Raw genomic sequence first — 22913 nt, forward strand, 5'->3', positions numbered from 1 at the left:
GGTTTGCGGTGGTGGTGGCCCGCGGTGGCGGATTCGCGGGCCAGCAGCGCTTCACACTGGACTCAAACGATATTCAATCGAGTGGCGGCATCGCATCGGGCGTGCGCACGAACACGCGCAGCAGTTCGTCCGTATCGCCGGGACGCGCGCCCGACCAGAACAGCTGCCAGCCGTCGCCGGGCGAGCGCGCGTCGTTCCTGCGGCTCTCCACGATGAGCCACGTGCACTCGGTGGTCGCCGGGTCGGTGGGCACGTGTTCGATGCCCGCGAAGTAATACAGCATGGGCGCTTCGGATTCGCCGAGCCCGCTGCTCGCCATGCAGTCGCCCTCGTTCCATTCGACGGCGAGATGCGCCGAGAGGTCTTCGAACACCGAGCGGTAGCTCTTCGCTTCATCGAGCCACGGCAGCAGCAGCGTGCTGATGAGCCCCCACACGGCGGTCGCGCCGAGGCACCAGCTGAGCGCGCCGCGCCAGCGGCCGCTGTGCTTGAGCGCGGGCAGCAGCCAGAGCCAGCCCGCGGTCAGCGCGATGCCGGCGGCGACGAGCGTCGGTCGCACCGGCATCGTCCAGTCGAGCGGCAGCCAGCGGCCGAGCCGTGCGAGCGAGGCGTGCGTGCCGACCGGGCCCGTCATCGTCGACCAGATGATCCACGCGAGCAGCACGAGGGAGCCGAACAGCACGCGGCCCGTCATGTCCCAGATCACGGCAAGACGCGCGGGCAACCGGCGGATGCCGTCGGCGGCGAGCACCGCGAGCGCCGGCATGAACGGCAGGATGTACAGCACGCGCACCGTGGCCGACGTCTGCAGCACGGCCACGCCGACGCCTGCGAAAAGCGTGGGCAGCGCCACCTGGGGCTCGCGCCAACGCCGCCAGGTGCCCGTTGCCAGCGCGACGAAGGCGAGCGGCCCCGCCGGGAAGCCCGCCGTGAGCAGCGCGCGCAGGGCGAACAGATGTCCGTCGTTTTCCGAGCCCAGTTCGGGCACCGAAAAACCGAGGAAGCGGCCGACGTTGTTGTCCCAGAACCAGACCTTGAAGAGCGCCTCGGAGCGCAGATAGAAACAGACCGGCCAGATCAGCGCGAACGGCGCGCACACCAGCGCGGCTACGGCAAGCGAGCGCATGAACGCGCGGCTGCGGCAGGCCGGATAGAGCGCGAGCACGCCGCAGACGGTGGCGCCGAACACGAGCGGCAGGAACAGTCCCTTGGTCATCAGCGTGATGCCCACGCCTGCGCCGAGCAGGGCGGCGGGCACGCGCGTGTTGGTCTGCGTGTCGGGTTGCGACCATGTCTTTGTCCGTGCCTTTGTCCGAGCTTCTGTCTGTACCCCGGCCGTGGCTGTGCCGCCGTTCGTTTGCGCCTGATTGGCCGCGCGGGTGGCCAGATGCGCGGCCAGATGCGCGACCACCAGCTCGTAGAGTCCGCACAGACCCATCGCCGCGCCGGCCATCAGCGCGACGTCGGTCATCATGTCGTGAACGTGCTTGATGACGACGAGGCTGCCCGCAAAGAGCGCGACCGTACCGATCACGCGCAGGTCGAGCCAGCGGGCGGCGCCGGTCGTGCGCTTCGCGAGGCGCGCCGTGAAATAGAGCGCCAGCGCGGCGAACAGCGCACTCGCGAGGCGAGCCGCGTCGTGCAGGGGCAGATACCGTCCGAGGCTCCACGCGAGTCCCGCTGCGACCCAGTCGTAGAGCGGCGGCTTTTCGACGAACGGCTGTCCCGCGTTGGTCGGCACGACGAGGTCGCCCGTTTCCAGCATGTGCTGGACGATGCCGAACGTGTAGGTCTCGTCCTGCTTCCACGGGTCGTGGCCCAGCGTGCCGGGCAGCAGCCAGGCGCAGACGAGCGCAATGGCGATGAGCCAGATCAGCCGACGCGACCATGCGAGCGCCTGCGCGCCCGAAGCGGGCGCGAGCGGCGGACCGAGTGGATCGGCAGGAACGGGCGCGACGGCTTCGCCTTGCGAGGCGAGCGCAATGGGTCGTGCGGGGGACGCCGTGCCTTCGGCGGATGGCGTGCCGGCAGACGCTTCGGGGGCCATGGCCGTTGATGCCGCGACCGGAAGGACGGCTGCGGCCAGACCGGACGCCGGCGAGCCGGCATCGGGCGTACCCGCCGCCGGCCCTCCCACAAGCCCGGCGACGGGGTGATTCGGTTGACGCATCTAAAGATCTCGCTCTCGCTCCCGGCTGCTTTGGCGAGGAGCTGTTGTGCATAGGGTCTTGTCCGCCGGCGGTGCGCGTGTGGCGCGCAGGTCCGTGTCGCGCGGCGGACAAGCTGTCCCGCGATTCTATAGGGGGATTATTACAGCAGGTTACGAAAAGCGAAGAACAGTCGTAATCAAGCGACGGTGGGAATCTAGGCCGGGCGAGAGGTGATTGGAGCGGGGCGCGTAGACCGGGTCGCGCCAGACCGGGTCGCGTAGACCGCGTCTGCTTGCGCAAGACGCGGGCGTGGAAGACCGGTGGGAGTGACGCAGCCCGTCAGCGGCCGGCGCTGACGTCGAGCAGGGCGCCCGTTACGTAGGAAGCGGCGTCGCTGAGCAGCCAGACGATGGCTTCGGCCACCTCGTCGGCGGTGCCGGGCCGGCCCAGCGGCGTCTGCGCGCCGAGCACCGCGGCGCGCTCGGGGCGTCCGCCGCTCGCGTGAATGTCGGTGTCGATCAGGCCAGGCCGCACCGCGTTGACCCGCACGCCTTGCGGCCCGAGTTCCTTGGCGAGGCCGATGGTCATGGTGTCGACCGCGCCTTTCGACCCTGCGTAGTCGACGTATTCGTTCGGCGAGCCAAGGCGCGCCGCAGCCGACGACACGTTGACGATCGCACCGCCGTCGCCGCCGCGGTCCTTCGACATGCGGCGCGCCGCTTCGCGCGCGCAGAGGTAGGCGCCGTAGACGTTGACGTCGAACATACGCCGCAGGCGCTCCGCGCTCATGTCGGCGAGCGGCAGGGAGGGCGCGACGATACCTGCGTTGTTGACGAGCGCATCGATGCGGCCGAACGCCTTTTCGAGCGTATCGAACATGGCGATGACGTCGGCCTCGTTCGCCACGTCGCCGCGTATCAGGCGGGCGTGGCCGCCGGCGCGGCCCACTTGCGCGGCGACTTCCTGGGCGGCGGCTTCGTTGTGGGCGTAGTTGACGCCCACGGTCCAGCCCCGCGCGCCGAGCAGCCTTGCCGTCGCGCGGCCGATGCCGCGGCTCGCGCCCGTGATCAGAACGACTTTCGACATTGCGGCCTCCCGCCAGTCAGGTTCACGACGTCACATCGCGTGATTGCAGAAGCTTCGGACGGGTTCAAACGGCTTCGCGCGCCGTCGTCCATTTGTCGGCGACGGGCGGCTGGTAGCGCTGCAGTTTCGCGATCAGCGCATGCGGATCGGCTTCGACCTGCAGGATGTCGAGCCAGTTCTGCCGCATGAAGCCTTCCTGCACGGTGTGCCGGAGCAACGCCATCAGCGGGTCGTAGAACCCTTGAATGTTGAGCAGCGCCACCGGCTTCTGGTGATAGCCGAGCTGCGCCCACGTGAATACCTCGAACAGTTCCTCGAGCGTGCCGGCACCGCCGGGCAGCGCGACGAAGGCGTCGGCGAAGTCGGCCATCATCTTCTTGCGCTGGTGCATGTCGGGCACGACGTGCAGTTCGGAAAGGCCCGTGTGGCCCACTTCCTTGTTGACGAGCAGCTCCGGAATCACGCCGATGGCGCGGCCGCCCTGGGCCAACACTTCGTCGGCGATGGCGCCCATCAAGCCGACCTTGCCGCCGCCGTAGACGAGCGCCAGATCCGCTTCCACGAGCGCGCGCCCGAATGCCCGCGCCGCCTCCTGATAATCGTTCCTCACGCCGAATGAGGAGCCGCAATAGACACAAACCGACTTCATTGCCGAACGTTCCTGTTTTCGTTGCCGTCGAGCGGGCGGGCCGCACCGGCCGCCGCGCCCATGGGTGTCATGCGCCGCCGGCCGCGTTTTCGCGTGGCGGCAGGTAGTCGTAGAACTCGCGCCGCGGCAGACGTCCCGAGACGAGGTCGTCGAAAATCTGGCGCGAGCGGCCGCGCAGGTACGGCGCCATCAGCGACACGATCTGCACGCTCACCTGGTGCAGCTCGGCGCGGATCGCTTCCTGATCGTTGTACTTGCGCGGGTTCATCACGAACTGATACGACAGCCAGTAGGTGCCGATAAGCCCGATGTTGGTGCCGATGACGTTGATCTCGTCGGGCGTGGCGACCATCTCGCCGTCCGAGACCAGTTGCTCGCAGAACTGGCCGGCGAAGCGCACCTTGTGGCTGATGATCTGCTTGAAGTGCATCTCCAGCGTGCGGTTGCGCGCCAGCAGGTCGTTGAGGTCGCGATAGAGGAAGCGGTAGCGCCACATGAAGTCGACCATGTACTGAAGGTACGACCACATTTCGTCGATGGTGACCCGATGGTCGTCGGGAAAGCGCAGCCGCTTTTCGATCTCCTGCTCGAACTGGCTGAAGATGCTGTTGATGATGTCGTCTTTGTTGCGGAAGTGGTAGTACAGGTTGCCTGGACTGATCTCCATTTCCTCGGCGATCGTCGTCGTGGTGACGTTCGGTTCACCGATCTCGTTGAAGAGTTTCAGAGAGAGCTCGAGAATCCGCTCACGGGTGCGGCGGGGAGGTTTGGCTTCCATGTCGTCCGGCCCTGGTTCTTGCCGGGCAGGCGCGGCGGCGGGCCGTTCGCGCGCCTGCCCGGACACGGTTGGTCTTTTTTAAGACTATCGTTCGATTATAAACCGACCATTTCCCGCCGAAGCTCAGGGTTCCCACGCAGTGCGGCGATGCGCCGTCCGGTGCACGCGAGCGTCTTTTCCACCGTTTTGCGCCACTTTTGCGCGGCGCTTCGGCCCGCCTTCTACCGTGCGCCTACGGCAGCGCCGCGAGCCAGCGCGAGAGCAGCGGGCCGACGAGCGGGGCCAGGATCAGCACCCACGTCATCACGCAGACGAACAGCGCCACCATCACGGCGGCGCTGCCCAGGTCCTTGGCGCGCCGCGACAGCTCGTGACGCTCGAGCGAAATCCGGTCGATGGCCGCTTCCAGACTCGAATTGAGCAGCTCGACGATCAGCACCAGCAGCACGGAGCCGAGCAGCAGCACGCGCGCGACCGGCTCGACGGGCACCAGCAGCCCGATGGGCAGCAGGATCGCGGCGAGCGTGAGCTCCTGGCGAAATGCGCTTTCCACGCGGATGGCCACGCGAAAGCCAGCCAGCGAGTTCTTGAGCGCATGCCACGCGCGCGTCACGCCGCGGTTGCCCTTGTACGGGTTGAATGGCAGCGGGGCGAGCGGATCGTCGGGGCCGAGCGGCTCGTGCATCTCGGCGTGGTCCGCGTGATTAGCCTCTACGCGGTGGGCGGGCTGGGCGGGGGAGGGGCGCATGGTGTGCCGCGAGGGCGCGTGCTCGTGGTCGGGTTGCCCAGCATGATACGCGCCGGGCTTGCCGCCACCCGGCTTGCGGCCGGACATCGGCGGGTCACGCCGAACGCCGGGGCTGGCCGATGCGTCAGCTGCCGCCGCATTGGCCGCGGCAGCCGTGGCGTCCGGTGCCTCGCGTTCGCGCTCCTCGCTTGCGGAAGAAGGCATGGGAGAAGGCACAGGAGAAAGTCGTCGCATGGTGGAAGGTTGGCGGCAGTAGCAGGGCCGCCGTCACGCGGTGGCGCTGCGCTCCTCGACGGTCGCGCGCGGCAGCGGTTTCAGGTGTGCCGCGAACTGCGCCGACGCGGCGCTCCACGAGAACCGCTCGGCCCACGCGCGCGCCGCGTTCCGGTCGATCTTCAGCGCTTCGAGGCAGGCTTCGCGCAGGTCTTCGTTCATGGCGCCCGCGCCGCCGTCGCCGAGCACGTCGATCGGCCCCGTCACCGGGTAGGCAGCGACCGGCGTGCCGCATGCAAGCGCTTCGAGCAGCACGAGGCCGAAGGTGTCGGTGCGGCTCGGGAACACGAATACGTCGGCGGCCGCGTAGACCTTCGCGAGCTCGGCCTGGCTCAGCACACCGAGGTAGTTCGCCTGCGGGTAGCGCGACTTCAGTTCGCCGAGCGCCGGACCTTCGCCCGCCACCCACTTCGAGCCGGGCAGATCGAGCTTGAGAAATGCCTCGACGTTCTTTTCGACGGCGACACGACCGACGTACAGGAAGATCGGCCGCGCCGTGTTGAGCACCTTCGAGTCCATCTGATGAAAGATGTCGAGGTCGACGCCGCGCGTCCACAGCACGACGTTCGTGAAGCCGAACTTTTCGAGATCGGCCTTGACGACCGGCGTAGGCGCCATCACGGCAAGCGATGGCTTGTGGAACCAGTGCAGGAAGCGGTAGGTGGCCGCGAGCGGAATGCCGAAACGGGCCTGCACATATTCGGGAAAGCGCGTGTGGTACGCGGTCGTGAACGGCAGCCGATGCGTGATCGCGTAGCGGCGCGCTGCGAGGCCGAGCGGACCTTCGGTCGCGATGTGCAGCGCGTCGGGTGCGAAGTCGTCGATGCGACGGTGCAGCTTGCCCTTCGGGAACAGCGACAGGCGGATTTCCGGGTAGGTGGGACACGGTACCGTGCGGAACTCCAGCGGCGTGACGATCTCCACGCGGTGGCCGAGCGCGGTGAGCTCGCGCGTCGTGTTCTTCAAAGTGCGCACGACGCCGTTTACCTGCGGCTCCCATGCGTCCGTCACGATCATGATCTTCATCGGTGTCTGGCCCTCTCGAGTGTCTTGCGCGTGCTGCGCCGGTGGTGGCTGCTGCGGGTGCCCGTGGGGCGCGTGGATCATGCCGCGGCCTTCGCCTTGCCGGTCTTCGCCGGTACGCCTTGCGGGCTGCGCATCACGGTCCAGTAGATGACCTTGAGTTCGCCCTCGAAGGTCTCGACGAGCGCCGAGAGGCTCTCCACCCAGTCGCCGTCGTTGCAATAGAGCACGCCGTCGATGTCGCGGATCTCGGCCTTGTGAATGTGTCCGCACACCACGCCGTCGCAGCCTCGGCGGCGCGCTTCCTCGGTCATGACACGTTCGAACGACGAGATGAAGTTCACCGCGTTCTTCACCTGGTGCTTCAGATACTGCGAGAGCGACCAGTACTGGAAGCCGAGCCGGCTGCGGATGCGGTTGAACCAGCGGTTGAGCACGAGGATCAGCGTGTACAGCGTGTCGCCCAGGTAGGCGAGCCACTTCGCGTGCTGGATCACGCCGTCGAAGAGGTCGCCGTGCACGATCCACAGGCGCTGGCCTGCGATGGTGGTGTGAAATGCCTCGCCGCGCACGTGGATGTCGCCGAACGCGAGGTCGCAGAATTGCCGCGCGCCTTCGTCGTGATTGCCGGGGATGTAGACCACGTGCGTGCCCTTGCGCGCCTTGCGCAGGATCTTCTGCACCACGTCGTTGTGCGCCTGCGGCCAGTACCAGCCCTTTTTCAACTGCCAGCCGTCGATGATGTCGCCCACGAGATAGAGGTATTCGGACTCGTTGTGACGCAGGAAGTCGAGCAGATAGGGCGCCTGGCAGCCGTTCGAGCCCAGATGGATGTCCGAGAGCCAGATGGTGCGGTAGCGGTGCGACGCGGGGTGGTCGTCATCGTGCTGCGGTGCATCCGGTGCGTTCTGGTGCGTGAGCGGATGCGGCGGCTGAGGCGGCAAGGGCAGGGAGCCTGCCGGCGCGCCTGGCGTGAAGGCGACGGGTTCGCCACCCTGGCCGGTCTGACGGAAAAAGGAACTCACGGACGTCTTCGGGGCCATGGCTCGCGCGGCGTGTTTCGGTATGCGAATTCGGCCACGCGCGCGTGACCGAGCCGTGACAGTCACGAGAATTTCTTATTACGCGGCGGGAAGTGCGGCTGGGTTTGCCGCGTGTGTGTGGCGCGTTGTGCGCCTCGTGGTCATCACGCATCGAGCGGCTCGATCCGCCCGACGACGGCGAGGCGCTTAGCGTACGACCGCGACGATGCGGGTGCCGGCGAGCCGGTCGTGCAGGAACTGGCGGCTCGCGCCGATGCGGCCCGTTGCGGTCCACAGCACGAACCAGAGCGCGGCGACGAGGAGGGTGTGCGGCAGCGTGAGGCCCGCGGCAGGATGCAGCGCAAGCGGCGGCAGGAACCACAGCAGCGCAAGCAGATAGCGCGCGATGGCGCGCGGCACGGAGAGGGGCGTGTTGTTCGGGCCGACGACGCGCAGGCGCCAGGTCTTCATCGGCAGCGTCTGTCCGCCGTGCGTCCAGAACCAGACGAAGTAGATGCCCACGACAAGGCCGATCCACGCGGCAAGCAGGTTGTGATGCGTGAGCCCGTTGCGCTGCTGCGTGAGCGTACTGAAGAGATAACCGGCGAAGAAAACCACGCCGAAGAGAATCATGGCCTCGTAGAGGAGCGCGGCGAGGCGGCGGCGCACGGTGGGGGGGACGTCGCCGGCCGCGATGCCCTGCGGCGAAGGCGATTCAGTGACGGTCGGGGAGCGGGAGGTGTTCAGGCCGGACACGATGGCGGGTCGATCACGTCGGAGAGCGATGGCCGCTCAGGAGCCGTTGAAAACCGACGGCGCTTCAGAGGGCGAGACGGGCACCGGTGTGGGCGGCAGGCTGCTGCTCGATGGAAGCGGCATGGCCGGTGTGGCGGGCGATGCACTCGCCGCCTGCGAGGTCGCGGCGGCCGGCACGGCGCTGCCCGGCTGCACGGCGCTCGCTGCGCGCTCGCGGGCGCTCAGCAGCCGGTTGATGCCGCGTATTTCGCTCTTGCCGCTCGGCGGGGCGCTCACCACGGTCGGGCGACGCTTGCGTTCGGTGGCGGCGAGCCGCTCCTTCTGCTCCTCGGAGAGCGCCTGATACGCCTTCCAGGCGTTCTGCCGCGCCTGCGGCGGCAGCTCCTTCGATACCTGATAGTTTTCGCGTGCCACGCGCCGCTGCTCGGGCGTCATGCGGACCCACTCGCTCATGCGCTCCTGGAGTCTTTCTTGCGCTTCCGGCGACATCTTCGCGTAGCGGGACGCAATCTTGAGCCACTTGCGCTTGCGTTCCTCGCTGAACCGATCCCATTCGCCGGCGAACGGCGCGAGCGCCGTGTGCTGCGCGTCGCTAAGGCGCGCCCACGAGAGCGGGCTGGTGCTGGTATTGAGCGGCGGAAAGTCGACAGTGAGCGACGGCTCGCCCGCGCCGGCCTTGGCCGGCGTGCTGAGGGCCGGCGCGGCGGCGCCCGGATGGAACCGTGGGTAAGTTGCGGCGTACGACACGAGCGCCGCGATCACGCACCCGAAGACTACGGCGAGGCCGCGCTTGTAACTCACCCGATCGGTCCCCCGGTTAGCGTGCGCGCGAAAGATAGGCGTTGAAACCGTGGTCGAGATACGCGTTGAGCGGCAGGTCGTCGCTCAGCATGGCGGCGTCGATGTCCGCGAGTTCGGCCGTGCGCTGGTAGTCCTCCCAGTACGCAATGGCGACGAGACCCACGACGAGCGCGACGAGCGGCCATGCGAATGCGAAGCGGCGCAGCCGCGAACGCTGGCGCGGCGCCAACGGAGCGGGCATCGCCCCGGGCATGCCGGCCGGGACGAGCACAGGCGCGACGACGCGCACTTCGGCCGGTTCGGCTTTTTTGCGGGCGAGGGCGGCGTGGCGGGCCGCGGCAAGGCGATCGACAGTAACGGGCGGGATGCTGGCGGCGTTTTCGTCGAGCGCACGGCGCAGCTGCCGCGCAAACTCGAGTTCTTTAGTTTCGAGAGCGGAGCTCATAGCGTGATTCCTTTGGCCTTGAGCGCCTGCGCCAGCGTGTGGGTGGCCCGCGAGCAGTGCGTCTTTACGCTACCCTCGGAGCAGCCCATGGCGGCGGCAGTCTCGGCGACATCCATATCTTCCCAGTAACGCATCAGAAACGCCTCCCGTTGACGTGCCGGCAGTTTCTGGATTTCCTCCTCGATCAGCTTGAGCACCTGCTCGCGCTCGAGCTGTTGTTCGCCGCTCTCCGCGCCGCTCGGGCTGCCTTCGGCCTCGAATGTCTCCAGCGGATCGAATTCCTCGTCTTCGGCGTTGCCGAGCGAGGAAAAGAGTGTCACCCACGTATTGCGTACTTTTTGCCGACGGAAAAAGTCGTGCGTCGCATTCTGAAGAATACGCTGAAACAAAAGTGGCAGTTCGGCCGGGGGACGGTCGCCGTATTTCTCGGCGAGCTTGATCATCGCGTCCTGCACGATGTCGAGTGCCGCGTCGTCGTCCCGCACGGCGTAGACCGTCTGCTTGAACGCGCGCCTTTCGACGCCCGCCAGAAAATCGGCGAGTTCCTTGTCTGATGCCATCCGCTGAAGGTCGGCGCAGCCAGCGTGCGCGTAATCGTTCGAAAAATGTCGTAAAACCCGCGGATGCTAGCAAATTTTCGCGCCTTCCAGGGGACAGACGGGCCGCTTCCGTGCCGCCGGCGCGCCTCTGACGGCCGCCCAGACGGGACGGGCCGGGCCGGGCAAAAACGCTTGTCTGGAGCGAGTGCAGGAAGGATTTACTTGACCGCGCGCGCGCCAGCAGATATCGTCGCTGGTTCGCAACATAAGTGACTTGTCTCAATTGAGGCGTGGCCCACAAAGCTCGCCTGTCAACTGGACGCGCCGCTTGAACCCGAGCCACAAGCCCGGCAGAGAGCACCCGATCAATTTTTTGCCGAAAATTTGAAAGGTGAATAATGAATATGCCCAGCGCGGAATTCTCCACGTCGGATACCTCTACTCTCCCTGAAACCGACTCTATCGGCGCCACCGTGCTCATGAAGGCACTGGCCGACGAAGACGTCGAATTCGTGTGGGGCTATCCCGGCGGCTCGGTACTCTACATCTACGACGAACTCTACAAGCAGGACAAGGTTCAGCACGTCCTCGTGCGCCATGAGCAGGCCGCGGTCCATGCGGCGGACGCCTATGCGCGCTCCACGGGCAAGGTCGGCGTATGCCTCGTGACCTCGGGTCCGGGCGTCACCAACGCGGTGACCGGTATCGCCACGGCCTACATGGATTCGATTCCGCTCGTCATCATCAGCGGCCAGGTGCCTACTTCCGCCATCGGGCAGGACGCTTTCCAGGAGTGCGACACGGTCGGCATCACGCGGCCTTGCGTCAAGCACAACTTCCTCGTGAAGGACGTGCGCGAGCTTGCGGCCACCGTGAAGAAGGCGTTCTACATTGCGCGCACGGGCCGGCCGGGTCCGGTGCTGATCGACATTCCCAAAGACGTCTCGAAGACGCCGTGCGCCTACGAGCCCGTCAAGACCGTTTCGCTGCGCTCGTACAACCCCGTCACCAAGGGCCACTCGGGACAGATCCGCAAAGCCGTGGCGCTGCTGCTTTCGGCCAAACGCCCGTACATCTACACGGGCGGCGGCATCATCCTCGCCGACGCATCGCGCGAACTCAATCAGTTCGCGGATCTGCTCGGCTACCCCGTGACGAACACGCTGATGGGGCTGGGCGGCTACCGCGCCAACGATCGCAAGTTCCTCGGCATGCTCGGCATGCACGGCACTTACGAAGCGAACATGGCCATGCAGCACTGCGACGTGCTGATCGCCATCGGCGCGCGGTTCGACGATCGCGTGATCGGCGACCCGGCGCATTTCGCGTCGCGTCCGCGCAAGATCATTCACATCGACATCGACCCGTCCTCCATTTCGAAGCGCGTGAAGGTGGACATTCCGATCGTCGGCGACGTGAAGGAAGTGCTGAAGGAATTGATCGAGCAACTCCAGCACGCCGAGCATGGCCCGGACACCGAGGCGCTTGCCGCGTGGTGGAAGGACATCGAAAGCTGGCGTGAGAAGAACTGTCTCAAGTACGACCGCGCAAGCGAGATCATCAAGCCGCAGTACGTCGTCGAAAAACTCTGGGAACTCACCGACGGCAACGCATTCGTCTGTTCCGACGTGGGCCAGCACCAGATGTGGGCCGCGCAGTTCTACCGCTTCAACAAGCCGCGCCGCTGGATCAACTCGGGCGGGCTCGGCACGATGGGCTTCGGGCTGCCCGCGGCGATGGGCGTGAAGATGGCGCATCCGGACGAGGAAGTGGTCTGCATTACGGGCGAAGGCTCCATCCAGATGTGCATCCAGGAGCTGTCCACCTGCAAGCAGTACGACACGCCGGTCAAGATCATTTCGCTCAACAACCGCTATCTGGGCATGGTGCGCCAGTGGCAGCAGATCGAGTACAGCAAGCGCTATTCGCATTCCTACATGGACGCGCTGCCGGACTTCGTGAAGCTCGCCGAGGCGTATGGCCATGTCGGCATGCGCATTGAAAAAAGTTCGGAAGTGGAGCCGGCGCTGAAGGAAGCGCTGCGTCTCAAGGACCGCACGGTATTTCTCGATTTCCAGACCGATCCCACCGAAAACGTCTGGCCGATGGTTCAGGCGGGCAAGGGCATCACCGAGATGCTGCTTGGCGCGGAGGATCTGTAGCGGCAGCGGGCGGTGAGCCTCGTGCCGGCCCTGCCGCACACGCCTTCACGAAAGGCGAACGCGCGGGCAGCGGCGGCACCGCTGCGCTGCGCGCCATGCAGTGCGCTCGATGAAGAGCGAGGCGCGCAACTCGACTAACTGGAAAACGAAGCGGGAAACACCATGCGACACATCATTTCCGTTCTGCTGGAAAACGAGCCGGGCGCGCTTTCGCGTGTGGTCGGTCTCTTTTCCGCACGCGGCTACAACATCGAAACCTTGACGGTGGCGCCGACCGAAGACCATTCGCTGTCGCGCATGACCATCGTTTCCATTGGCTCGGACGACGTGATCGAACAGATCACGAAGCATCTGAACCGCCTGATCGAGGTGGTGAAAGTGGTCGACCTGACCGAGGGCGCCCACATCGAACGCGAGCTGATGCTGATCAAGGTGAGGGCGGTCGGCAAGGAAAGGGAGGAGATGAAGCGGATGTCGGATATCTTCCGCGGCCGCATCATCGACGTCACCGAGAAGACCTATACGATCGAGCTGACGGGCGCGAGCGACAAGCTCGACGCGTTCATCGAGGCGCTCGACGCAACCGCGATTCTCGAGACAGTCCGCACGGGCGGCTCGGGCATCGGACGCGGCGAGCGCATTCTGAAGGTGTGATGCGCCGGACTCGCACCAGACAACCCACCGGTTTTTTTTGAATACCCTGAATATCGTCAAGGAACAGACATGAAAGTTTTCTACGACAAGGACGCCGACCTCTCCCTCATCAAAGGCAAGCAGGTCACGATCATCGGCTATGGCTCGCAAGGCCATGCGCACGCGCTGAACCTGAAGGAAAGCGGCGTGCACGTCACGGTCGGCCTGCGCCGCAACGGCGCGTCGTGGAGCAAGGCGGAAAACGCCGGCCTCACGGTGAAGGAAGTGGCCGAAGCGGTGAAGGGCGCCGACGTCGTGATGATGCTGCTGCCCGACGAGCAGATCGCCGAGGTCTACAAGAACGAAGTGCACGCCAACATCAAGCAGAACGCGGCGCTCGCGTTCGCACACGGCTTCAACGTGCACTACGGCCAGGTGATTCCGCGCGCCGACCTCGACGTGATCATGATCGCGCCGAAGGCCCCGGGCCACACTGTGCGCGGCACCTACACGCAAGGCGGCGGCGTGCCGCACCTGATCGCCGTGGCGCAGGACAAGTCCGGCGCGGCGCGCGACATCGCGCTCTCGTACGCGGCGGCGAACGGCGGCGGCCGTGCCGGCATCATCGAAACGAACTTCCGCGAAGAAACGGAAACCGACCTGTTCGGCGAACAGGCCGTGCTGTGCGGCGGTACGGTGGAGCTCATCAAGGCCGGCTTCGAAACGCTGGTCGAAGCGGGCTACGCGCCGGAAATGGCGTACTTCGAGTGCCTGCACGAACTGAAGCTGATCGTCGACCTGATCTATGAAGGCGGCATCGCGAACATGAACTACTCGATCTCGAACAACGCCGAATATGGCGAGTACGTGACGGGTCCGCGCGTCGTCACCGAAGAAACCAAGAAGGTGATGAAGGATGTGCTGAAGGACATCCAGACGGGCGAGTACGCGAAGAGCTTCATTCTCGAAAACCGCGCCGGCGCGCCGACGCTGCAATCGCGTCGCCGCATCACGGCCGAGCACCAGATCGAGCAGGTGGGCAGCAAGCTGCGCGCGATGATGCCGTGGATCGCGAAGAACAAGCTGGTCGACCAGTCGAAGAACTAAGCCGGCCGCATGTGGGGACAGCGGGCGGCCTGGCGGGACGGTTGCAGGTCCAGTCTGCTGCCCGTTTGCCCGGCATGGCGCGCACGCATGTGAAGCGCATGAAGTACCCGGAAGCCGCCCAGGTGTGCAGAACCCTGGGCGGCTTTTGCTATCCTACGGTTTTACAAAAATACCGAAGCCATCAATGAATTACCCTCATCCGATCATCGCGCGCGAAGGCTGGCCGTTCATCGCCATCGCCGCCGTCGTTGCGTTGTTGATCCACGCCATCGCGGGGCTCGCCCTCGCATGGCCGTTCTGGTTGATCCTCGTTTTCGTCGTCCAGTTTTTCCGCGATCCGCCGCGTCCCATTCCGCAGCAGGCGAACGCCGTGCTGTGCCCGGCCGACGGCCGGATCGTCGCCGTCGAAACGGCGCACGACCCCTATGCGAATCGCGAGGCGCTCAAGATCAGCGTGTTCATGAACGTGTTCAACGTGCACTCGCAGCGCTCGCCCGTGGATGGCGTCATTTCGAAGGTCGAATATTTTCCCGGCGCGTATCTGAACGCGGCAGTGGACAAGGCATCGCTCGAAAACGAGCGCAACGCCCTCGTGATCAATACGGCGAGCGGGCATACGGTGACCGCGGTGCAGATCGCCGGCCTGATTGCGCGCCGCATTCTCTGCTACGTGCGTGCAGGCGAACCGCTCACGCGCGGCCAGCGTTACGGCTTCATCCGCTTCGGCTCGCGCGTCGATGTGTACCTGCCCATGGGAAGCCGGCCGCGCGTGTCGATCGGCGAGAAGGTTTTCGCGTCGTCGACCATTCTGGCCGAGCTCTAACGCGGCATAGGGAGGTTCTTCGATGGCCGCATTCAAACGCCGACCTCGCAACAGCGGCGGCGCACCTCTGCCGCGTTCCTTTCGCCGCAACAAGAGCGTCCAGGAAACGGTCGCTGTGGACGCGGGCCGGCGGGCCGCGCGTCAGCAGTTCCTGAGAAAGCGCGGCATCTACCTGCTGCCCAACGCATTCACCACGGCCGCGCTGTTCTGCGGCTTCTTCGCCGTGGTGCAGGCGATGAACGTGCGCTTCGAAGTGGCGGCCATCGCCATTTTCGTCGCGATGGTGCTGGACGGCATGGACGGACGCGTCGCCCGCATGACGCATACGCAGAGCGCTTTCGGCGAGCAGTTCGACAGCCTCTCGGACATGGTCTCGTTCGGTGTGGCTCCGGCGCTCGTGATGTACGAATGGATTCTCAAGGACCTTGGGCGCTGGGGCTGGCTTGCAGCGTTCGTCTACTGCTCCGGCGCTGCGCTGCGGCTCGCGCGCTTCAACACCAACATCGGTGTGGTCGACAAGCGCTTCTTCCAGGGCATGCCGAGCCCGGCAGCGGCCGCGCTCATTGCCGGCTTCGTCTGGCTTGCCACCGACAACCGCGTGCCGCTCAAACTCGGCTGGCTGCCGTGGGTGGCGTTCGCGCTTACCGTCTACGCCGGCGTCACGATGGTGTCGAATGCGCCGTTCTACAGCGGCAAGGCGCTCGACGTGCGGCACCGCGTGCCGTTCGCGGCCACGCTGCTCGTCGTGGTGGCGTTCGTGCTGGTGTCGTCGGACCCGCCGCTGATGCTGTTCGGCCTCTTCGTGCTGTACGGCCTTTCCGGCTACGTGTTCTGGGCATACCAGACGCTGCGCGGCCGCACCAACCCGGCGCGTTCGCTGCCTCGCGAACGCTGAGCGGCGCGGGCATTTTCGGCCTCGCGCGGTCCGGCAACAGACGTATGCCGGGCCGCGGTTTCGGCCCCCGGATCGCCCACAGACCGGTGCCGGCGCCAATTGCACGTTTGGCTGAATCCCGCTATAGTCGCCGGCATGGTGACCTTCAAGTTCCCCCTCCTTTCCCTTCTAGCCGGCGCGCCGCTACGCGTGCTAGCGCTAGCGCGCCTGCCGCGCTGATCGTTTTCGCCCTCCGTCTGCCCGTACGTTGTCAGCGTCGCCAGCGGTGGCGCAAACAACCGTATTCCGTACTCCCTTTCCGTTCCTGAGCGAATCCCTGGAGACCCAAGATGGCAGACAAGCTGATTATTTTCGATACGACGTTGCGTGACGGCGAGCAGTCGCCCGGCGCGTCGATGACGAAAGAAGAAAAAGTCCGTATCGCGAGGCAGCTCGAACGCATGCGCGTAGACGTGATCGAAGCAGGCTTCGCCGCGAGTTCGAACGGTGATTTCGATGCCATTCATACGATCGCGTCGATGGTGAAGGAAAGCACGGTTTGCTCGCTCGCCCGCGCGAACGACAAGGACATTCAGCGTGCCGCCGACGCGCTCGCGCCCGCGAACCGCTTCCGCATTCACACGTTCATCGCCACTTCGCCGCTGCACATGGAGAAGAAGCTGCGCATGACGCCGGATCAGGTCTACGAACAGGCTCGGCTCGCCGTGCGCTTCGCGCGCAAGTTCACCGACGACGTCGAGTTCTCCCCCGAAGACGGCAGCCGCTCGGACATGGACTTCCTGTGCCGCGTGCTCGAAGCCGTGATCGCCGAAGGCGCCACGACCATCAACATCGCGGACACCGTCGGCTACGGCGTGCCCGAGCTGTACGGCAATCTCGTGAAGACGCTGCGTGAGCGCATTCCGAACTCGGACAAGGCGATCTTCTCGGTGCACTGCCACAACGACCTCGGCATGGCCGTGGCGAACTCGCTTGCCGGCGTGAAGATCGGCGGCGCGCGTCAGGTGGAATGCACGATCAACGGGCTCGGCGAGCGCGCGGGCAATACATCGCTCGAAGAAGTCGTGATGGCCGTGAAGACGCGCAAGGATTACTTCGGGCTCGACGTCGGTATCGATACGACGCAGATCGTGCCGGCTTCGAAACTCGTCTCGCAGATCACGGGTTTCGTGGTGCAGCCGAACAAGGCGGTGGTGGGCGCCAACGCATTTGCGCACGCGTCGGGCATTCACCAGGACGGCGTGCTGAAGGCGCGCGACACCTACGAGATCATGCGCGCCGAAGATGTGGGCTGGAGCGCGAACAAGATCGTGCTCGGCAAGCTGTCGGGCCGCAACGCGTTCAAGCAGCGCCTCCAGGAACTCGGCATCACGCTCGACAGCGAGACCGATCTCAACAATGCGTTCGCACGCTTCAAGGAACTGGCCGACCGCAAGGCTGAAATCTTCGACGAAGACATCATCGCGATCGTCAGCGAAGAGTCGGCCGAGGCGCAGGAAAAAGAGCACTACAAGTTCATCTCCCTCGCGCAACATTCGGAGACGGGCGAGCGTCCGCACGCGCGCATCGTGTTCACGGTGAACGGCAAGGAAACCACGGCCGAGGCAAACGGCAACGGTCCCGTCGACGCCACGCTCAACGCGATCGAAACCGAAGTGGGCAGCGGCTCCGAGCTTATGCTGTATTCGGTGAATGCCATCACGACCGGCACGCAGGCGCAGGGCGAAGTGACCGTGCGACTCTCGAAGGCCGGGCGCATCGTGAATGGTGTGGGCACGGACCCGGATATCGTCGCGGCTTCGGCGAAGGCCTACATCTCGGCACTCAACAAGCTGCATGCCGATACGGACAAGCTCAATCCGCAAAGCGGCGGCATCTGACTCACCGCTCCTGTGACGAGGACGCTGCCAGGCGTCCTCGTCGTATTCCTCTTCACGCTTCTCGCGCGGCCGCTTGTAGTTTCAGCGGCCGCTTTCTATTTCAGCGCCCGCCTGTCTGCTGTGCGAGCCCACGGTTCCAGCTCCAGCCGCGCGTCGCGGTGGGCAGCACCGGCGTGGCGTGCCGCATCTCGACCGCGATCGCGCGTTCCGGCGCGTCCTCAATGAAGCGGTCGAGCAGTTCCCGTACGTCGTGATCGATGAAGTCGGCACGCGTCGTGTCCACGATCACCGTGGCGCGATCCGGAATGCGCGAAAGCATCTGCTTGAGCGGTACCTTGCCGAGAAACGAAACGTCTTTGCGAAACGACAGCAGAAAATGATCGTCGTGCTGCGCAAGCGCGATGGGCCGATGCAGATTCGCCCACAACGCGAGCGCGACGCTGCATGCCACGCCAAGCAGGATGCCCATCAGCAGATCGGTGGCGAGCACGCCGCCCACCGTCGCGACGAACGGCACGAACGGCGCCGCACCTTGCTTCGCCATGGCGACGAATAGCGACGGCTTCGCGAGCTTGATGCCCGTGAAGATCAGAATCGCCGCGAGGCAGGCGAGCGGAATCAGATTGATGACGTCCGTGAGCGCAAACAGGCTGACGAGCAGCAGCACCCCATGAAAGATCGCCGACAGACGGCTCTGCGCGCCGGCATGCACATTGGCCGAACTGCGCACGATGACCGACGTGATCGGCAGCCCGCCGATAGCGCCCGCGACCAGGTTGCCCACGCCTTGCGCTTTCAGCTCGCGGTCAGGCGGCGCAGGCCGGCGCTGCGGATCGAGCTGCTCCACGGCTTCGAGGCTCAACAGCGATTCGAGGCTCGCGACAACGGCCAGCGTGATCGCGACGATCCATACGGCAGGGTCGGCGAGCCGGGCGAGGCCCGGACCGAAGTCGATGAAGCTGAGCGCGTTGCCGAGTGCCGCAAGCGACGCGAGTTCGGGAAGTGCGACGCGATGCTCGACGGGCAGGGAGAACGAGGCGCCAAGCGCTTCGCCCGCGAGCGTTGCCGCGATGCCGATCACCACGACGGCAAGCGGCGCCGGCACGAGCCGCACCAGCTTGAAGCGGCGCAACGCGCGCGTTTCCCAGCCCGCAAGCAGCGCGAGCGACAACACCGCGACGGCGCACGCCATGGGCGAGACGGCGCCGAACGGCGTGGCGATAGAGCCAGCTTGCGCGACGGCAGATGCCGCGTCGCCTCCAGCACCCGAGGCGAGCCCGAGCGCGAGCGGCAACTGCTTGATGATGAGCAGCAGCCCGATGGCCGCGAGCATGCCTTTGATGACGGGCGAGGGCACATAGGCCGCAAGCCGTCCGGCCTTGAGCATGCCGAAGACGAACTGGATCACGCCCGACAGCAGCACGGCGACGAGAAACGCCGAAAAGCTGCCGAGGCGCGCGATACCGTCGATCACGATCACGACGAGGCCCGCGGCCGGGCCGCTCACGCTCAATCGCGAACCGCTCAGCGCGGCAACGACGAGTCCGCCGACGATGCCCGACACGAGTCCGGCGAAGGGCTCCGCGCCGGAGGCTTTGGCGATGCCGAGACAGAGCGGCAGCGCAACGAGGAACACGACGGTGCCGGCGGCAAGGTCGCGCGGTAGCGAAGATAGATGGTCTTTCGGGGTCATGGCGAAGTGGGCGGTGAAAGGTGGTGTGCATGATGCGGTGAGCGGCTGTGCGCGCTGAAAGTCTCGAGAGAACTCAAGCCCGTTTGAGCGCGAGCTCGAGGTCGGCCGTGGCAGACACGTGTTCGTATCCCGATTCGAGTTCGCGCAACTGGCCGTCTGCGAGCGAAAAAATCCAGCCGTGCACGAGCGGTGGCGGCTCGCTTCGCGCGACGATGGGATGCTCGCGCAGGCGCTGCACCTGAGCGATCACGTTCAGTTCGGCGAGCCGGTCGATGCGTGCCTGCTCCGGCGCAATACCGTCGAGCTCCGTGCGATGTGTCTGCGCGAGTTCGCACAGCGGCCGGATGCGCCGGTTCACGTGCGGCAGATGCGGTGCCGGGGGCATGAGCGAGGCGCGTACGCCGCCGCATCCGTAATGTCCGCAGACAATGATGTGCTTCACGCGCAACACCTCGACGGCGTATTCGAGCACGCTCATGGAGTTGTCGTCGGCGGCGTCGAACAGGTTGGCAATGTTGCGATGGACGAAGAGGTCGCCGGGTGCGCAATGCGTGACGCTTTCGGCGGGCACGCGGCTGTCGGAGCAGCCGATCCACAGCACTTGAGGATTCTGGCCCTGAGCGAGCGTGGCAAAGAATTGCGGGTCGCGCCGGGCGATTTCCTGCGCCCAGGCGACGTTCGCAACGAGCATGCGTTTCGGAAGGTTCATAGGAAGTGACTCCACGTTGAGCGGGAGCGCTGCTGACCATTACAAAACGCTTTCTATCAGAAAAAATTCAGACAAAATCCGAAAAAAATCGGTTTCATGCCGGGCGAATAAAAAATGCCGCCCGGTGGGCGGCATTTGGCGGTGTGGTGAAAGACCGCGGGTGACGCGGTGAAGGGCGCGCCGTGCAGGTGTCAGAACAGATTGCGGCGGTCGGGATCGTGGAGCGGATCCGGCGTCTTCTGCGTGAGGCGCAGTGTGCCGTTGTCGTCGAAGTAGAAGCTGTAAAGCATGTACCAGACGTTGTCTTCCAGGTAGCGGTAGGTCCACACCTCGCGTTTCATCAGCGGGAAATACGACGTTTCCACCGGCCGGCCGAAATTCACGAGCACGTCGGCGCGGGTCCACTTGCCGATCTCGGCGCGATAGAACTCGTTGGGTTGCAGGACCTGGCGCACGCTCACGATCTTGCCCGAGGCGTCGATGTCCGCCGCGGTGGTCGTTTCGCCCATCGGCTGGGTCGGCCACATCAGGCGGTGTCCGCCATTCGGGAGATCGTAGACTTCGCGCGGCGCGCCGAGTCGTGCAACGATCGTCGACTGGTCCGCCCCCGGCTGCACCTGCTGCCAGGGCTGCGCGCAACCCGCGAGCGTCAGCGTGCCGAAGCAGACTGCAAGCGCTGCAAGCAAGGTGCGCGGTCGCGCGGTGGTCGTTGAAATACGCATGAAAGCCTCCGGGAGCATGGGCAGAACGTGTGGCGTCGAACCTCGTCATTTTGACACGGGCCCCGTTGGAGGGGCGGCGGCGCGGGCTGCCCGGACGTGCCGCCGCCGCACTTGCCGCTCGCCTGCCTGCGGCCTATGATCCGCGCTTCCAACGCTTTCCGGGAGTCGCGATGAGGTACGGTGGGACAGGGTCGAGTGTGGCGCCGAGGGTGGCACTGAAGGTGGCGGTTGCCGCCATGGCGTTCGTTGCATCGCTGGCAACGTGGCCGGGCGTCACCGCAGAGGCGGCAACGCCGGTGCCGGGAGCCACCCATGCCGGCGAGCCGATCCGCCTTGCCCTGATCGAAGGCATGTCGGGTCCGTTCGCAAATGCCGGCGCGGCCGTGGAGCGCAATCTCCGGTTCGGCGTCGAGCGCGTGAACGCACGCGGCGGTGTGCAATTGGCCGACGGCACTCATCCGCTCGAACTCGTCGTGCTCGACAGCAAGGGCAGTGCCGAGGCCGCGCTCGTCCAGCTGCGCGCGGCGGCCGACCGGCACATCGGCTTCATCCTGCAGGGCAACAGTTCGGCGGTGGCGGCCGCGCTCCTCGATGCGATCGAGAAGCAGAACAGCCGCAATCCCGACAATCGCGAGCTGTTTCTCAACTACTCCGCCGACGACCCCGCGCTCACGAACGCCAATTGCAGCTTCTGGCACTTCCGTTTCGATGCCCACGCCGGCATGCGCATGGACGCGCTCGCCGACGTGATCGCGCGTGACGCCTCCGTGAAGAAGGTGTACCTGCTGAATCAGGACTACAGCTTCGGCCACGACGTGAGCGCGCTTGCCCGAACCGCGCTGGCGTCGAAGCGGCCCGACATCGCGGTGGTGGGCGACGAGTTCCACGCGATTGGCCGCATCAAGGATTTTTCGCCCTATATCGCCAAGATCCGCGCCAGCGGCGCGGACGCCGTCGTGACGGGCAACTGGGGCAACGACCTCACGCTGCTCGTCAAAGCGGCACGCGAGCAGGGCCTCGACACGAAGTTCTACACGTTCTATGGCAACAGTCTCGGTGCACCGGCGGCCTTGGGCGATGCCGGCGTCGGACGCGTATTCGCGGTTGCGGACTGGCATCCGAATGCAGGCGGTGCGCAGTCGGATGCCTGGTACGCGGCGTTTCGCGCGCGTTATCCCAACGCCGCCGACGACTACCCCGTGCTGCGCATGAGCCTGCTTGTCGAGATGCTGGCCGACGCGATGGGGCGAGCCCGTTCCGCCGATCCGGCGGCCGTGGCGCACGCGCTGGAAGGCATGAAGTTCGACAACGGCTTTCACGCCGAATGGATGCGCGCTGAGGATCATCAGCTGATCCAGCCCCTTTACGTGATGGCCATGGAGAAAGCCGGTGTGCCGGGCGTGCGCTACGACAACGAGGGCTCGGGCTACGGTTTTCGCACGGTGCTGGCACTGCCCGCACAGCGTACTGTGCCGCCCACCACGTGCCAGATGAAGCGTCCATGATTGGGGTTTCGGTTTGGCGCGGTCGCTGTGCTACAATATCGCCCTTGCTGTAACCCCCACGGCACGGCCTTTCTTCCGTGACCGCCCGTTCGATTCAAAGGAAATCAAATGTCTGTAGCAGATATCAAGAAGTCCGACGTAGTCGCGCAATTCGCGCGTGGCACCAACGACACGGGTTCGCCCGAAGTTCAGGTGGCGCTTCTCACGTCCCGTATCAACGAACTCACCGTTCACTTCAAGTCCCACGCGAAGGATCACCACAGCCGCCGCGGCCTGCTGCGCATGGTGAGCCGCCGCCGCAAGCTGCTCGACTACCTGAAGGGCAAGGACGCTGATCGTTACCGCGCGCTGATCGAAAAGCTTGGTCTGCGCAAGTAACCGGACGGTTTTTCAACAAGATGCCTGTGTCAGTCAGCTGATGCAGGCATTTTGTTTTTGAACGGTGCGCTTCATGTGCTGCGCACCGGCAGGCCACTGGGTAGCACCAGGCAGTACGCCTCGATGACCGGGCTTT

The 22913-nt window shown here is 65.4% G+C and carries 22 protein-coding genes; 8 read left to right on the forward strand and 14 right to left on the reverse strand.

All coding sequences use genetic code 11. From position 1 onward, the window contains the following. Positions 1–73: 73 nt before the first annotated feature. The 11 genes from PKKP23_RS22545 to PKKP23_RS22595 all read right to left on the reverse strand — a co-directional run bounded on the left by PKKP23_RS22545 (position 74) and on the right by PKKP23_RS22595 (position 10291). Positions 74–2047 carry an ArnT family glycosyltransferase gene (locus tag PKKP23_RS22545; protein WP_126878541.1) on the reverse strand — a complete coding sequence of 658 codons (1974 nt, stop codon included), beginning with the start codon at positions 2045–2047 and terminating at the stop codon, positions 74–76. Between the two features lie 442 nt (positions 2048–2489). Further along, positions 2490–3236: an SDR family oxidoreductase gene (locus tag PKKP23_RS22550; protein WP_017774382.1), complete on the reverse strand. Its 747-nt coding sequence runs from the start codon at positions 3234–3236 to the stop codon at positions 2490–2492. A gap of 64 nt (positions 3237–3300) precedes the next feature. Beyond that, the gene (locus PKKP23_RS22555; RefSeq protein WP_017774383.1) at positions 3301–3885 is read right to left on the reverse strand and encodes an LOG family protein; all 585 of its coding nucleotides are present in this window, start codon (positions 3883–3885) and stop codon (positions 3301–3303) included. Between the two features lie 67 nt (positions 3886–3952). Beyond that, the gene (locus PKKP23_RS22560) at positions 3953–4663 is read right to left on the reverse strand and encodes a TetR/AcrR family transcriptional regulator (protein WP_017774384.1); all 711 of its coding nucleotides are present in this window, start codon (positions 4661–4663) and stop codon (positions 3953–3955) included. A gap of 232 nt (positions 4664–4895) precedes the next feature. Beyond that, on the reverse strand, positions 4896–5615 hold the full coding sequence (locus PKKP23_RS34620; RefSeq protein WP_240659103.1) for a diacylglycerol kinase: 720 nt from the start codon (positions 5613–5615) through the stop codon (positions 4896–4898). 63 nt (positions 5616–5678) lie between these two features. Then, on the reverse strand, positions 5679–6710 hold the full coding sequence (locus tag PKKP23_RS22570) for a glycosyltransferase family 4 protein (RefSeq protein WP_126878502.1): 1032 nt from the start codon (positions 6708–6710) through the stop codon (positions 5679–5681). A gap of 77 nt (positions 6711–6787) precedes the next feature. Continuing rightward, positions 6788–7750 (reverse strand): UDP-2,3-diacylglucosamine diphosphatase, encoded by a 963-nt coding sequence (locus tag PKKP23_RS22575; protein ID WP_126878503.1) that lies wholly within the window; start codon positions 7748–7750, stop codon positions 6788–6790. A 186-nt stretch (positions 7751–7936) separates the two neighbouring features. Then, entirely contained in the window at positions 7937–8425 is a 489-nt protein-coding gene (locus PKKP23_RS22580; protein ID WP_126878542.1) for an RDD family protein, read from the reverse strand. Positions 8426–8521: 96 nt separating this feature from the next. Continuing rightward, positions 8522–9286 carry a DUF3106 domain-containing protein gene (locus PKKP23_RS22585; RefSeq protein ID WP_126878504.1) on the reverse strand — a complete coding sequence of 255 codons (765 nt, stop codon included), beginning with the start codon at positions 9284–9286 and terminating at the stop codon, positions 8522–8524. A 16-nt stretch (positions 9287–9302) separates the two neighbouring features. Continuing rightward, positions 9303–9731, reverse strand: a complete 429-nt coding sequence (locus PKKP23_RS22590; RefSeq protein ID WP_042301907.1) for a DUF3619 family protein — start codon at positions 9729–9731, stop codon at positions 9303–9305. Continuing rightward, positions 9728–10291 (reverse strand): RNA polymerase sigma factor, encoded by a 564-nt coding sequence (locus tag PKKP23_RS22595; RefSeq protein ID WP_017774390.1) that lies wholly within the window; start codon positions 10289–10291, stop codon positions 9728–9730. Before PKKP23_RS22595 ends, PKKP23_RS22590 begins: the two co-directional genes overlap by 4 nt. Positions 10292–10668: 377 nt before the next feature. On the opposite strand from PKKP23_RS22595, the gene PKKP23_RS22600 reads away from it, so the two are divergent. The 6 genes from PKKP23_RS22600 (at position 10669) to PKKP23_RS22625 (ending at position 17770) form a co-directional block, all read left to right on the forward strand. After that, positions 10669–12432 carry an acetolactate synthase 3 catalytic subunit gene (locus tag PKKP23_RS22600; RefSeq protein ID WP_026121352.1) on the forward strand — a complete coding sequence of 588 codons (1764 nt, stop codon included), beginning with the start codon at positions 10669–10671 and terminating at the stop codon, positions 12430–12432. 162 nt (positions 12433–12594) lie between these two features. After that, complete coding sequence (ilvN, locus tag PKKP23_RS22605; RefSeq protein WP_017774392.1) at positions 12595–13086, forward strand: acetolactate synthase small subunit; 492 nt, start codon at positions 12595–12597, stop codon at positions 13084–13086. A gap of 69 nt (positions 13087–13155) precedes the next feature. Further along, complete coding sequence (ilvC, locus tag PKKP23_RS22610; protein WP_017774393.1) at positions 13156–14172, forward strand: ketol-acid reductoisomerase; 1017 nt, start codon at positions 13156–13158, stop codon at positions 14170–14172. A gap of 184 nt (positions 14173–14356) precedes the next feature. Then, entirely contained in the window at positions 14357–14995 is a 639-nt protein-coding gene (locus PKKP23_RS22615; RefSeq protein ID WP_017774394.1) for a phosphatidylserine decarboxylase, read from the forward strand. 22 nt (positions 14996–15017) lie between these two features. Next, positions 15018–15890: a CDP-diacylglycerol--serine O-phosphatidyltransferase gene (gene pssA / locus PKKP23_RS22620; protein ID WP_017774395.1), complete on the forward strand. Its 873-nt coding sequence runs from the start codon at positions 15018–15020 to the stop codon at positions 15888–15890. Between the two features lie 329 nt (positions 15891–16219). After that, positions 16220–17770: a 2-isopropylmalate synthase gene (locus tag PKKP23_RS22625; RefSeq protein ID WP_017774396.1), complete on the forward strand. Its 1551-nt coding sequence runs from the start codon at positions 16220–16222 to the stop codon at positions 17768–17770. A gap of 100 nt (positions 17771–17870) precedes the next feature. Here the strand turns inward: PKKP23_RS22625 and PKKP23_RS22630 are convergent, their stop codons facing one another. The 3 genes from PKKP23_RS22630 to PKKP23_RS22640 all read right to left on the reverse strand — a co-directional run bounded on the left by PKKP23_RS22630 (position 17871) and on the right by PKKP23_RS22640 (position 20894). After that, positions 17871–19463 (reverse strand): SulP family inorganic anion transporter, encoded by a 1593-nt coding sequence (locus PKKP23_RS22630; protein WP_126878505.1) that lies wholly within the window; start codon positions 19461–19463, stop codon positions 17871–17873. 73 nt (positions 19464–19536) lie between these two features. Beyond that, positions 19537–20172 carry a carbonic anhydrase gene (locus tag PKKP23_RS22635; protein WP_126878506.1) on the reverse strand — a complete coding sequence of 212 codons (636 nt, stop codon included), beginning with the start codon at positions 20170–20172 and terminating at the stop codon, positions 19537–19539. Between the two features lie 191 nt (positions 20173–20363). Further along, positions 20364–20894 carry a hypothetical protein gene (locus PKKP23_RS22640; RefSeq protein ID WP_126878507.1) on the reverse strand — a complete coding sequence of 177 codons (531 nt, stop codon included), beginning with the start codon at positions 20892–20894 and terminating at the stop codon, positions 20364–20366. Between the two features lie 236 nt (positions 20895–21130). Here PKKP23_RS22640 and PKKP23_RS22645 point away from each other — a divergent pair, with 236 nt between their 5' ends. Both PKKP23_RS22645 and rpsO read left to right on the forward strand, forming a co-directional pair. Beyond that, positions 21131–22399: a branched-chain amino acid ABC transporter substrate-binding protein gene (locus PKKP23_RS22645; protein WP_126878543.1), complete on the forward strand. Its 1269-nt coding sequence runs from the start codon at positions 21131–21133 to the stop codon at positions 22397–22399. 108 nt (positions 22400–22507) lie between these two features. Next, positions 22508–22777: a 30S ribosomal protein S15 gene (gene rpsO, locus PKKP23_RS22650; RefSeq protein ID WP_017774401.1), complete on the forward strand. Its 270-nt coding sequence runs from the start codon at positions 22508–22510 to the stop codon at positions 22775–22777. The last annotated feature ends 136 nt before the right edge of the window (positions 22778–22913 follow it).

Origin of the sequence: Paraburkholderia kururiensis JCM 10599 = LMG 19447 (assembly GCF_003986935.1) — a bacterium.
Taxonomy (GTDB): domain Bacteria; phylum Pseudomonadota; class Gammaproteobacteria; order Burkholderiales; family Burkholderiaceae; genus Paraburkholderia; species Paraburkholderia kururiensis.

Coding starts and splice junctions, on each gene's coding strand:
- PKKP23_RS22545 (WP_126878541.1), bottom strand. CDS start 2,047: ATGGCCCCCGAAGCGTCTGCCGGCACGCCATCCGCCGAAGGCACGGCG.
- PKKP23_RS22550 (WP_017774382.1), bottom strand. CDS start 3,236: ATGTCGAAAGTCGTTCTGATCACGGGCGCGAGCCGCGGCATCGGCCGC.
- PKKP23_RS22555 (WP_017774383.1), bottom strand. CDS start 3,885: ATGAAGTCGGTTTGTGTCTATTGCGGCTCCTCATTCGGCGTGAGGAAC.
- PKKP23_RS22560 (WP_017774384.1), bottom strand. CDS start 4,663: ATGGAAGCCAAACCTCCCCGCCGCACCCGTGAGCGGATTCTCGAGCTC.
- PKKP23_RS34620 (WP_240659103.1), bottom strand. CDS start 5,615: ATGCCTTCTTCCGCAAGCGAGGAGCGCGAACGCGAGGCACCGGACGCC.
- PKKP23_RS22570 (WP_126878502.1), bottom strand. CDS start 6,710: ATGAAGATCATGATCGTGACGGACGCATGGGAGCCGCAGGTAAACGGC.
- PKKP23_RS22575 (WP_126878503.1), bottom strand. CDS start 7,750: ATGGCCCCGAAGACGTCCGTGAGTTCCTTTTTCCGTCAGACCGGCCAG.
- PKKP23_RS22590 (WP_042301907.1), bottom strand. CDS start 9,731: ATGAGCTCCGCTCTCGAAACTAAAGAACTCGAGTTTGCGCGGCAGCTG.
- PKKP23_RS22595 (WP_017774390.1), bottom strand. CDS start 10,291: ATGGCATCAGACAAGGAACTCGCCGATTTTCTGGCGGGCGTCGAAAGG.
- PKKP23_RS22600 (WP_026121352.1), top strand. CDS start 10,669: ATGAATATGCCCAGCGCGGAATTCTCCACGTCGGATACCTCTACTCTC.
- ilvN (WP_017774392.1), top strand. CDS start 12,595: ATGCGACACATCATTTCCGTTCTGCTGGAAAACGAGCCGGGCGCGCTT.
- ilvC (WP_017774393.1), top strand. CDS start 13,156: ATGAAAGTTTTCTACGACAAGGACGCCGACCTCTCCCTCATCAAAGGC.
- PKKP23_RS22615 (WP_017774394.1), top strand. CDS start 14,357: ATGAATTACCCTCATCCGATCATCGCGCGCGAAGGCTGGCCGTTCATC.
- pssA (WP_017774395.1), top strand. CDS start 15,018: ATGGCCGCATTCAAACGCCGACCTCGCAACAGCGGCGGCGCACCTCTG.
- PKKP23_RS22625 (WP_017774396.1), top strand. CDS start 16,220: ATGGCAGACAAGCTGATTATTTTCGATACGACGTTGCGTGACGGCGAG.
- PKKP23_RS22630 (WP_126878505.1), bottom strand. CDS start 19,463: ATGACCCCGAAAGACCATCTATCTTCGCTACCGCGCGACCTTGCCGCC.
- PKKP23_RS22635 (WP_126878506.1), bottom strand. CDS start 20,172: ATGAACCTTCCGAAACGCATGCTCGTTGCGAACGTCGCCTGGGCGCAG.
- PKKP23_RS22640 (WP_126878507.1), bottom strand. CDS start 20,894: ATGCGTATTTCAACGACCACCGCGCGACCGCGCACCTTGCTTGCAGCG.
- PKKP23_RS22645 (WP_126878543.1), top strand. CDS start 21,131: ATGGCGTTCGTTGCATCGCTGGCAACGTGGCCGGGCGTCACCGCAGAG.
- rpsO (WP_017774401.1), top strand. CDS start 22,508: ATGTCTGTAGCAGATATCAAGAAGTCCGACGTAGTCGCGCAATTCGCG.